The organism is Chitinivibrio alkaliphilus ACht1, from assembly GCF_000474745.1.
GTDB lineage: Bacteria > Fibrobacterota > Chitinivibrionia > Chitinivibrionales > Chitinivibrionaceae > Chitinivibrio > Chitinivibrio alkaliphilus.
In genome coordinates this window covers 1-10,383 of sequence record NZ_ASJR01000038.1, presented here as the reverse complement: position 1 = coordinate 10,383, position 10,383 = coordinate 1, and the positions used below count along the sequence as shown (strand labels likewise).

The following is a 10,383-nucleotide window of genomic DNA, read 5'->3' as shown; positions in this document are numbered from 1 at the left end:
AAGAGTACAACAGGAGAGACGAATCGCAACAGCGAAAAAATAACCTCTGTACTCCTTCGGAATTATGCTTTTAACATCAGCCCAAACGCTCCCCGGTGCGGAAGAACTCACTCTGCATGGTGGCCGTATCCACAAGCCTTTGAGCACCCCCCTGGCCGCGAAATGCCGGATCACTCATCAGCCAGGAGACATAGCCCACCCGCTTTTTTCCAGGAAGGGAAACCACCCGTATAAGACACACACCGGCAACCTGCTCCCCTGCTTCGGCGATATATCCGCCGGCATCATCTATGCCAACAAAGACAGATTCCGTGGGGGGAAAGGCCCGTTTTGCCAGAGCGGCTACGGCTGCCGCATCTTCTGCAGGGACAAGGGGGCGCACGTAGATAGCATGGGACTGCGTCATGGAAATACCCTCCGGCTGAATGGCTCTTTTTTCAAAATACAGTCTGACATCGCCCTCGGCCAAAGGTGATCTTTTTTTTCACGGAATGGTCCTTCCTGCCTTGAAAGAACACTCTCCCACAGAATCACAGGAGGTTCATCCATGGAAAAAAGGAGATTCGTTGCCCCGCAAGAACTCATAGACTATATTATTCAATATGACCGTATACGAGGTATGTATTGATGAAACAACGAATTATCATAGGTGGAGTTGCCCTCATACTTCTTTCTTTGGGAGGGCTTCGTGTGGCCAACGAAGCCTTTCTCCCCAGCCGATTTTCCCCCACCGGGGTATATGACTCCCCCAATTTCCACGATACCCTCCCCTTCCACGGGTATATTGATACCATGCGTACCCTTCTCACCACGATACACCCCCACCTTCCCGATTCAGTCATCCATGACATAGCCCCCTTTGAGTTACGTCCAGAGACTCCCACCGGACGGGGAATACTGCTGGTTCACGGCCTTACGGACACCCCCTTTAATCTCGCAGATATTGCCCAGGAAGCCGCCCAGCGAGGCTACCATGTCAGGGCCATACTGCTTCCCGGTCACGGCACAACCCCGGGGGATCTTCGCTACGCCACAAAAGAGATGTGGCGTGCAGCCCTTTCCTGGGCAATCACCTCTTTTCAAGAAGAAGTGGATACCCTCTACGGCGTAGGATACTCCCTTGGGGGAGCCCTTCTTTTAGACGCGGCACACTCCCATACCCTAGATGGGCTGGGGCTTATCTCTCCGGCCATATCCCTTCCGTCCATATCTATGCTGACCGATTTGCTCCAGTATATTACTCCCTGGTTTCGTATCAGGGCCGATGAAAACCCCTATAAATACGAATCGATGTCCATGGCATCCATGGCCCAAACTCGTCAGGTTGCACGCAGAGTGCAGAGAAAAACAACCAGCCCGCCACACCCCGAAACACCCCTTTTTATCACTGCCGTGGCGGAAGATGCCACCCTGGGGGATATCTCTGCGGTTGTCACCCTTCTTGAAACATGGAAACCAGCCCCCGCCCGGGGACGTATCTACACCACTTCCCCAAAGGAAAACACCTCCCAAATATCCTATCACAGCGCCAGCAGACCAGAACAAAACATCTTCGCCTTCTCCCATCTTACCCTGCCGTACTCCCCCCATAACCGGTATTACAGCACGGAAGGATCATACCGTTTTTGCCTTCACTACGAGGAGGGATCCACAGAGTATTTGCGCTGTCGCAAGGATGATGTTATATACTGGGGAGAAATGGGGCTGCAGGATAGCCTGATCTTTGCTCGCCTTGCCCATAACCCCGACTTTGATGCCATGACGAAGGACCTTTTTTCGTTCTTTGAAACAACCCGATCTGAAAGCGATCCCTAGAGAACAGTATGGGCAAGGCACGAACATACAAGAACCTCATAGCTGTATGAATATACACAAAATAGCACTACAGAAAAAGCAGTAAAAAAGAGGATATCCCCCTGTTTTTTTCTAAAAATGTGTGCCGTACTGCGCAGGGATATATATATTCTTTTCTACTTTACTCCGTACACGAGAAAGATCTTTATCATGAGCACAGCCTATGAACAATATGAGATGCATTATGCCCATGTAGGAAATACAAAACCTGACTGGGAGACTGCTTTAAAATCTCCGAAAAATTTCGCCTGTACAAAACCGTGGCTCCCCGAAAATACACAGGCAAAGATACTCGACCTAGGCTGCGGCTGGGGCATCAACTATTGGCACTATGGGCAGCAGGCTACACAAATATTGAAGGGGTTTAACTTGTTCCCGGCCAGGCAGAAACTGCTGCTGCCTGTTCTCAAAATCGTGTCCCCGTTACCTGTATGGATGGACGGGAATTCCTTCAGACTAAATCACAAAGCTATGATGTCATAGTCATGAACGATGTCTTTGAACACATCCCCGTGGATGAAGCAGAGAATATGTTGTCTCTTTTGAAAAATGCCCTTGTTCCGGGAGGAACCCTAGTACTGCGGGTACCGAATATGTCAAATATACTTGGGGCATACAGTCGCTTTATCGACATAACCCACGTTACGGGATACACCGAAGAAAGTTTACAGCAACTACTCACCCTCGCGGGGTTTAGAAATCATACCTTAGTACTTCCTCCAAAGGGGTTTGTCTGGAGAAGTTGGCGTCCCTGGGCACCGTGGTGCGGCTGGAATCTCCGGGATCTTTTGAACACCTGTCTGCATCGCTTCCTCTTCTTCCTCAGATATAGCAAAGCCCCCCAATGTGTCACAAAAAACATCGAGGTATACACGCACCGTCCCCTTGAAGATCCCCCTGCATAAAATCATCTGCTCCAATCAGGGAATACCGCATCAAACGACCTGGAAAGGTGGACAAGATGCATGATACACCTCGCCCAGTAGTTCCATGGGGGATACATCCATAGGAAAAGTGCACGTATCCTAACAGGAAAGATCCCATGAGATCTCCCTGCTACAGAAAATCCCTATTGCAGAATGAACGGGGACCCGAACAAGGAGAGCGCACGCCCTCACAAAACGCCCCTTGAAGAATCTCCCCCGTAACCGCTACGTGGGTATACTGCCACGAAGCTCTCCTTCCCCATTCACCCACCATTCTGTTCTACTTTGTACGCACCATAGAGACATCTCCTAAAAAAGAGTTAGGAGTTATGCCCTTCGTGGTGCGGCATGCTGTTCGAGGTTCATACACCAGCTCCTCCATGGAGAATTGTATGACAAACCGAGAAGACTCACTCAGATGATTGTATTCAAAACAGTACTAGCAAAGCTTCTCATTCAAACAATGAAAGATCTATTCATAGTATACCGAAAAATAGTGCACGTAACGCACCATCTCACCGAATTACCAGGGAGAAGACCCATGAAAGCCCTCTATCTCTACCATTACAGCGCATCAGAAACCTTCTCCGCTGCCGGAGCAGTAATTTCACTCCTTACGGGAAGGCACGGTGAAAACGATCTGCTCCAGGCGGCTGTATCTCGCCTCTCACATATACAGGAAGACCTTCGTCAGGCCATGGTGTTCAATGATCAAGCTGCCCTTCCCGCCCGATCAAAAGAGCTGGATACCCATTTCAACGACGGTTTTGTCAAGCTTAGAAATTATGTGGAAATCACCGCCGAAATAGCTCATCTGGGGCAACGGGCGCGCGCTGCAGCCATGGTGCGAGATATCATCCATCGCCACGATCGCACCTTGCAGTATAAACCTCGGGATGAACAGATTTCTCTTTTTGATTCAGTATTGCGTGAACTCCCACAGGAGGCTCTTGAGAAAGCCGGTGTTCTCCCTCTCCTCTCCTCTGTGGCAGAAACCCACCGAGAGCTCAAAGAGATTGAGGAACAACGGCGTGCCGTGGACGCCGCACGCAGGGAAATGCCCCCGCCCTATGAGCTCAGCGAAACCCTGCGGACCCTCAATGCAGAACTGTCCCCCTTGGTAACACGGGTTCGCACCCGCATAACCCGCAGACAGAAGCCCCCTGCCGAGTCCCCATACCAGAAAAAAGTCTATGAAGACTATTGACAAGGTAGGTTGCACAAGCTATATCTCTACAAACTTCATACAAATCAGGAGCTCGTCCATGAACAAATCATTTTTCTCTCTCCTTACCGCCCTACTTGCCCTCCTCTTTCTGGGGTGCAGCCCCGAGAAGACTCCCGAAGAGCCCCAGACCTACGAAGACGGCCAATACCGTGGCGTCTTTATTGACGGCAGCGACATACAGGTCAACATTCAGTTTACCCTGGAAAACGACCATGTGACAGAGGCCTCCTTCCGCCATCTCAGACGAGATGAAGACTACAATATCGATGCCGAAGAGGAGCCCTGGGCGTCGGTGATTCAACAATATCACGAAGCCTTGAATCATCTTGTGGGAAAAGATATCACGGAGCATCTCGAAGATCTCTACACCCCTGAAGCCATTGTTACCACCGAGGTCGACGGCTATACCTCCGCCACCATACGGAGCAATAAACTCATCTCCGCCATACGAGACGGGCTCAACCGAGGTGTCTACAGCTACTAAACCCTGCTTCGTGGTGCTGAATAAAAGATACACCCCCGTTACAGAGATTCTTGCAGAGTATATTTTTCTATTGTATACTGCTCAAACAAGATTCATGATACGGGAGGAGTCGTGTCGCATTTAACAAATGTCCAAGAAGCACGGAAAAAGGCAAAACTCATTGCAAAACTTGATCGTATTGAAGCACGGGCCCGTCGTCGGGCCATTCGTGACAGAAGCCCCTTTAAGGGGTTGCAGATCCAACCCACGGCGTCCTTTTTCGATGATGCAGAACAGCGAGAGCCCGGCCAAGACAACTGGACACGGGCAGGGTTTGATCTCCACTTCGGTGTAACCCTTGCCTCCTGTGTTGTCTTAGCTCTCTTCATCTGCTGCACCCTCCTGTTCCGTGAAGAGGCAACAGAGCTCTTTGAGTCAACCCTTGAATACATCACGGCAACCTTTGGATGGTTTCTTGTCTTAACCGTCAATATATTTGTGCTGGCAGCCCTGTTCTTCGGTTTCAGCCGCTTTGGGAATATCCGTCTGGGCGGACGGGATGCACGCCCCGAGTTTTCCACCCCGGCTTGGTTTGCCATGCTTCTCAGTGCAGGCATGGGGATTGGCCTCATGTTCTGGAGTGTGGGAGAACCGATTTTTCACTACATGTCTCCCTCCCCCATGTTTCACGGTGTCTCCGGCAAAACTGCCGAAGCTGCTCAGCAAGCCATGGGAATCACCTTCTTTCACTGGGGTATCCACCCCTGGGCTATCTATGCCGTGGTGGCTCTCGGTCTTGCCTTTTTCGCCTTTAACCGCGGCCTTCCCCTCACCATACGTTCCATATTCTACCCCCTTCTGGGGGAACGGATCTACGGGTTTTGGGGCAATCTCATCGATGCCTTTTCCGTGCTTGCCACCCTTATTGGTCTGGCCACCTCCCTTGGACTGGGGGTATCTCAGATAAATGCCGGCATGAACTACCTCTTTGGCATGGAGATCAATACCACCATGCAGATTCTTCTCATTGCAGCAATTACCGCCATGGCAACCGTATCGGTGGTTCTGGGCCTTGATGGCGGGGTGAAGCGACTCAGTGAGTTTAATATGGGGCTTGCTGTTCTGTTCATGTTGTTTATTATTATTGCCGGACCCACGGTGTACATTTTCAACGGTTTTACCCAAAACCTCGGGTTTTACTTCTCAAATCTCGTGGAGCTCAGCTTCTGGACCGAAACCTTTCGCGATTCAAACTGGCAGGGCGGCTGGACCATTTTTTACTGGGCATGGTGGATCTCATGGTCACCCTTTGTGGGAATGTTTATTGCCCGTGTCTCAAAGGGACGTACGGTACGTGAATTTCTCTTCTCAGTACTTCTCATCCCTTCGCTCCTCTCATTCATCTGGATGTCAGTTTTTGGAGGAAGTGCCATATCCCTTGAAGTATCCGGAGTTGCTGATATTTCCGGGGCTGTACAGGACAATGTTGCCACGGCGCTTTTTTACATGCTTGATTACTTCCCCGTGAGTGGTCTTCTTTCCCTTATGGGAATTCTCTTGGTGGTAATCTTTTTTGTCACCTCCTCCGACTCAGGTTCCCTTGTGGTAGACCATCTTACCTCGGGAGGGAAATTGGAATCTCCCGTACGACAGCGAGTCTTCTGGGCTGTCATGGAAGGCTGCATTGCCGCAGTACTTCTTCTTGGGGGCGGGGTGACCACACTTCAAACAGCCTCCGTTATTACGGGGCTGCCCTTTGCCGCAATACTCCTCTGCATTATCTACTCACTCTACCTCGGTTTCTCCCAGGAGTTGCACGTTAAAGAGTCTGTGGAAGAAGCCATAGAGGGGTTTTTAGAAAAAGAGCGACTTACCACCCTGGTAGAAGAGGTGATTGATGAAAGTGAATAAACCAACCCCCGCCCTGAGTACCTGCCATGAGGTATATTATGGAGCCTCTGGAAGTATGGTTCATATACGACGAAGGGACAGGGCATGAATATTTACCATCGAATTTATAAGCTGCACCAAAAAAACATCTCTCCACAGCAGATTGCAGCAACCACAAATATGCCGCTTAAATCGGTAAAATCAATTATCCGAAAACTCTCTCTTGACCCCACAGAGAAAGATCCGAAAAAGGAAAAACGTGCTGAAACAGAGGAGGAGCTCACCCCGTATCTGGACAGTCATATTACGCGACAGCACACCCATGTTACCATCGATTTTTCCGGGTTTTTTACCAAGGAATTTATTCCGCAGCTGCTCAAGACCATCGATCAACTGACGAAACGATCCGGTACACCTCAGATTGTGCTGAAAGTAACAGATATCTATGAAGCGGATGCGGAAACGCTAACAGCCCTAAAGCGTATCGCCAAAGGGCTTCGTAAAAGCGGGCGAAATATCATACTCTTTTCACCATCAGATCGTATTGAAAAGCAAATTGAAGCCGCTCACGTTGAAGATACAATCACCATTATCGGGACAAAAGCCGCCTTTGACAAATATATCTATACCCTTTCGTCAAAGGCGTAAACTTACAGAGCTTGGCAGACCGTAATCGCGGCAACCCCAAAAATATCATCGGCAGAACATCCGCGGGATAGATCATTTACGGGCTTTGAAAGCCCCTGTAAAATAGGTCCGTACGCTCCGGCTCCGGCCAAGCGCTGGATGAGCTTATAGGCGATATTCCCTGAATTTAAGTCGGGAAATATGAGAATATTTGCAGCCCCCCCCAAGGGGCTCTCAGGACATTTTTTTGCTGCAATCTCCGGTACCAAGGCGGCATCAGCCTGTACCTCTCCATCTACATGAATAGACAAGCCAGCCGTACGAACCGCTTCTTTTGTAAGCTCAGCTGCACGGGATATTTTTTCAAGCAGGGGGTGTTTTGCACTGCCGGCAGTGGAAAAACTTAAGAAGGCAACTCGCGGGGTATCATTTCGCAGGGATGCATAGGTACGTGCCGTGGCCAGAGCAATATCTTTCAACGCCTCTGCATCGGGATCGGGATTAACCCCACAGTCGGCAAACACCAACACTTCATCACCGGAAGGGGCAGGCGTGGCAAGATCCATGATAAAGCAGCTGCTTCCCGTGTTTATTCCCGGTGCTGTACCGATAATTCGAAAGGAGGCCCTGAGCATATCCGCCGTAGAGGCAATACTTCCGGCAACAAGCCCATCAGCCACTCCCTGCAAGGTCATCATATTTCCAAAGTAGAGCCGATCCTGCATAAGCTCACGATAAAACTCCAGGAGCTTCTGCGGGTCCTTTCCCACATCTTTCTTTTCCCGCATTTTGGCGATGATACGGGTGTAGGAATCTAAATCGGCAGAGGCGCGATGATCAAGCATATCAAAACAGGGCGCGGTAATTCCCGCCCGCTGACATGATTCACTCAACTCCTCCTCTGTTCCCAAGACAACCACCGATGCAATGGACTCTTCCACAACCCGCTGTGCCGCCGCAACAACGCGGGGGTCTTGCCCTTCGGGAAAAACCAGTCGCTTCCCCGTATTTCGTGCTCGTTCTACAATTTTTTCCAGTAACGACATAGGATGCTATCCCCGTTAGAAGTAAAGCCTGATACCGAGTAAAATAGTCTGTGCAGTAACGAAAAGAAAGGGATGAAATAATTAAAAAAAACCACTCTATCATCTCCTTCTGAGCATATCCCAGCGGTGTCACCGAGGGTGCATATTTTTCAAATCATCGGCCAATTGAATGGGTATATAGGTTGATACGTCCCCCCTATAAAATAGGTGGTCACCGGCGAGGTACAGACTGCTTTGGGTGAAAACTCATTGGTCCGAGCATCTCTTCTCTGAGAATGTGATGAGGAGTGTGTATGGGAGGTATTCTTCAAAGATGCCCCGCTCTGATGAGTGCCATACCAAGACTCGAAAGCACCTTCTTCCTGTTTCACCGTGCTACTCCCATGGTACCGCACTTCAGAACGTCCCGGGTGATGCGCTGTCCTTCCTTGTTCACGTACTTATTTGAGAGATTCTAGTGCCATTGACATACAATGACCCATGCAGGATTTATTTTTACTGCGGAGGTACGATAATGCAAAATGAAATAGCGTTTATCCATACAGAGGTGGGGACGAATTTACCCCTGCCCTTTGCTGAGTTTGGAGCTCAGGCGGGGTTTCCTTCTCCTGCACAGGATTATATGGAGCTTTCCCTGGACTTCAACCGGGATATGATACAGCATCCAGAGGCAACCTTTTATGCCCGGGTAAAGGGGGAATCCATGCGGGATGCGGGGATTCATAACGGGGATATACTGGTGATAGACAGGTCCTTATCCCCGAAGCATGATTCTATTGTGGTGGCCATGGTGGATGGTGAATTTACGGTGAAAAAATTACACAAAAAGGGCGGAGTCGTGGAGCTTCATCCTGCCAATCCGGAGTTTTCTGTCATAGAGATTACGGAGGGTATGGACTTTGAAGTGTGGGGAGTCGTTGCCTATTCCATTAAGGCTTTTCGGTAGTGTTTGCCCTTGTCGATTGCAATAACTTCTATGCCTCCTGTGAGCGGCTTTTTAATCCCAAACTACGAGGCCGTCCTGTGGTGGTGTTATCCAATAATGATGGGTGTGTGGTGGCCCGGTCTCCAGAGGTGAAAGCCCTGGGCATTCCCATGGGAATCCCCCTTTTTAAAATACGGGAAGAGATACGTCGTCATTCCATTGCGGTGTTTTCTTCAAATTATGAGCTCTACGGGGACATTTCCCTGCGGGTGATGAAGACCCTGCGGGGCTTTTCTCCCGCTGTTGAGGTGTATTCAATCGATGAGGCGTTTCTGGATCTGAGTGATCTTTCTCCGGAAAAGCAGGACTCCTGTGGTGATGCAATACGCAGGAGGGTGTATCAATGGGTGGGAATACCCGTGGGTGTTGGCATAGCTCCCACCAAAACCCTTGCAAAGGGGGCAAACTGGTGGGCAAAAAAGGGAGGTAGCGGGCTCTGCCTGCTTGGGACGAAGGAGGAAATACACACCCTTTTGCAGAAAATGCCCATTGAAGAGGTGTGGGGAATAGGCCGCCGGAGTGCGGCAAAGCTTTCTGCCCTAGGCGTGGAGAATGCCGCTGATTTTGTCCGCCGGTGTAGCAAGGGGGATGTACAAAAAATGATGGGAATTACGGGGGTGCGAACATGGATGGAATTACAGGGAATTTCATGTCTTCCTCTGGAAGATGCGCCGCCACCGAAGAAGAGTATTGTCACAAGCAGAAGTTTCGGCACCCCCCAAAAGAATCTTACGGGTATAGAGAAGGCGGTTACAACCTTTGCCTCCCGCTGTGGGGAGAAGCTGCGTACTGCGGGACAGCGTACATCACAGATGACAGTCTTTTTTCATACCAGTCCCCATAAGGAAGGAAAAAAGCATTTTGCAGAACGGACGGTACCTATAGAGCCCCCGTCAAACGACACCCTTACCCTGGTACGTGCTGCTTGTGAAATAGTCAAGCGGGAGTACCGGAAAAACACCTTGTATGTCAAAGCGGGGGTGATGGTGACGGGGCTTGAGAAGGGGCCGCAACAGACCAGTATTTTTGATGCACCTGTGCAGGAAAGTGAAAGTCGAAAGGCTTTGATGCGGGGGGTGGATCTGCTGAACGGGAAGTATGGAAAGGGAGCAGTAGTGCCTGCCCGTCAGGCGGGAAGAAAGGGTAGCTGGGAGAAGAAGGAAGAACACCGCAGCAGGCGGTGTTCCACGAGGTGGGGGGAGATTTTTGAGGTTGGGTGACGAGCAGAGCGAGTTCAATCATCACCAGCCAGACCGATTATTAATTAATGATCCTAGTCTGGCTCGACATGTTCCAAATCAATCCAATTCGGGCCATCGATGACTTCAACTTCATTCACGACTAAATCATTTATGTCACCTTGT

General features: G+C 50.1%; 9 protein-coding genes and 1 pseudogene. 8 read left to right on the top strand and 2 right to left on the bottom strand.

Annotated elements, in window-relative coordinates; translation table 11 throughout:
• Window positions 1-76: 76 nt before the first annotated feature.
• Window positions 77-406: a GNAT family N-acetyltransferase gene (locus tag CALK_RS11285; RefSeq protein WP_022637802.1), complete on the bottom strand. Its 330-nt coding sequence runs from the start codon at window positions 404-406 to the stop codon at window positions 77-79.
• Between the two features lie 221 nt (window positions 407-627).
• On the opposite strand from CALK_RS11285, the gene CALK_RS11280 reads away from it, so the two are divergent.
• The 6 genes and pseudogenes from CALK_RS11280 (at window position 628) to CALK_RS11250 (ending at window position 7,009) form a co-directional block, all read left to right on the top strand.
• A complete protein-coding gene (locus tag CALK_RS11280; RefSeq protein WP_022637800.1) occupies window positions 628-1,815 on the top strand; it encodes an alpha/beta hydrolase in 1,188 nt (395 codons plus the stop codon).
• Window positions 1,816-2,246: 431 nt separating this feature from the next.
• A pseudogene (locus tag CALK_RS11270) lies at window positions 2,247-2,759 on the top strand (class I SAM-dependent methyltransferase); the annotation flags it as partial.
• A gap of 562 nt (window positions 2,760-3,321) precedes the next feature.
• A complete protein-coding gene (locus CALK_RS11265; RefSeq protein WP_022637797.1) occupies window positions 3,322-3,987 on the top strand; it encodes a hypothetical protein in 666 nt (221 codons plus the stop codon).
• A 58-nt stretch (window positions 3,988-4,045) separates the two neighbouring features.
• Complete coding sequence (locus tag CALK_RS11260) at window positions 4,046-4,492, top strand: hypothetical protein (RefSeq protein ID WP_022637796.1); 447 nt, start codon at window positions 4,046-4,048, stop codon at window positions 4,490-4,492.
• A 111-nt stretch (window positions 4,493-4,603) separates the two neighbouring features.
• Window positions 4,604-6,382: a BCCT family transporter gene (locus tag CALK_RS11255; protein WP_022637795.1), complete on the top strand. Its 1,779-nt coding sequence runs from the start codon at window positions 4,604-4,606 to the stop codon at window positions 6,380-6,382.
• 84 nt (window positions 6,383-6,466) lie between these two features.
• Window positions 6,467-7,009: an STAS domain-containing protein gene (locus CALK_RS11250; RefSeq protein WP_022637794.1), complete on the top strand. Its 543-nt coding sequence runs from the start codon at window positions 6,467-6,469 to the stop codon at window positions 7,007-7,009.
• Window positions 7,010-7,011: 2 nt separating this feature from the next.
• Here the strand turns inward: CALK_RS11250 and pta are convergent, their stop codons facing one another.
• Window positions 7,012-8,034 carry a phosphate acetyltransferase gene (pta, locus tag CALK_RS11245; protein WP_022637793.1) on the bottom strand — a complete coding sequence of 341 codons (1,023 nt, stop codon included), beginning with the start codon at window positions 8,032-8,034 and terminating at the stop codon, window positions 7,012-7,014.
• Window positions 8,035-8,548: 514 nt separating this feature from the next.
• On the opposite strand from pta, the gene CALK_RS11240 reads away from it, so the two are divergent.
• Together CALK_RS11240 and CALK_RS11235 are read left to right on the top strand one after the other, a co-directional pair.
• On the top strand, window positions 8,549-8,980 hold the full coding sequence (locus CALK_RS11240) for a LexA family protein (protein WP_022637792.1): 432 nt from the start codon (window positions 8,549-8,551) through the stop codon (window positions 8,978-8,980).
• Window positions 8,980-10,239 carry a Y-family DNA polymerase gene (locus CALK_RS11235; RefSeq protein ID WP_022637791.1) on the top strand — a complete coding sequence of 420 codons (1,260 nt, stop codon included), beginning with the start codon at window positions 8,980-8,982 and terminating at the stop codon, window positions 10,237-10,239. The genes CALK_RS11240 and CALK_RS11235 overlap by 1 nt, the downstream gene beginning before the upstream one ends.
• The last annotated feature ends 144 nt before the right edge of the window (window positions 10,240-10,383 follow it).

Excerpts from the sequence above, each read along its gene's own strand:
- CALK_RS11265 (WP_022637797.1), top strand. The coding sequence starts at position 3,322 with ATGAAAGCCCTCTATCTCTACCATTACAGCGCATCAGAAACCTTCTCC.
- CALK_RS11285 (WP_022637802.1), bottom strand. The coding sequence starts at position 406 with ATGACGCAGTCCCATGCTATCTACGTGCGCCCCCTTGTCCCTGCAGAA.
- CALK_RS11240 (WP_022637792.1), top strand. The coding sequence starts at position 8,549 with ATGCAAAATGAAATAGCGTTTATCCATACAGAGGTGGGGACGAATTTA.
- CALK_RS11250 (WP_022637794.1), top strand. The coding sequence starts at position 6,467 with ATGAATATTTACCATCGAATTTATAAGCTGCACCAAAAAAACATCTCT.
- CALK_RS11280 (WP_022637800.1), top strand. The coding sequence starts at position 628 with ATGAAACAACGAATTATCATAGGTGGAGTTGCCCTCATACTTCTTTCT.
- CALK_RS11260 (WP_022637796.1), top strand. The coding sequence starts at position 4,046 with ATGAACAAATCATTTTTCTCTCTCCTTACCGCCCTACTTGCCCTCCTC.
- pta (WP_022637793.1), bottom strand. The coding sequence starts at position 8,034 with ATGTCGTTACTGGAAAAAATTGTAGAACGAGCACGAAATACGGGGAAG.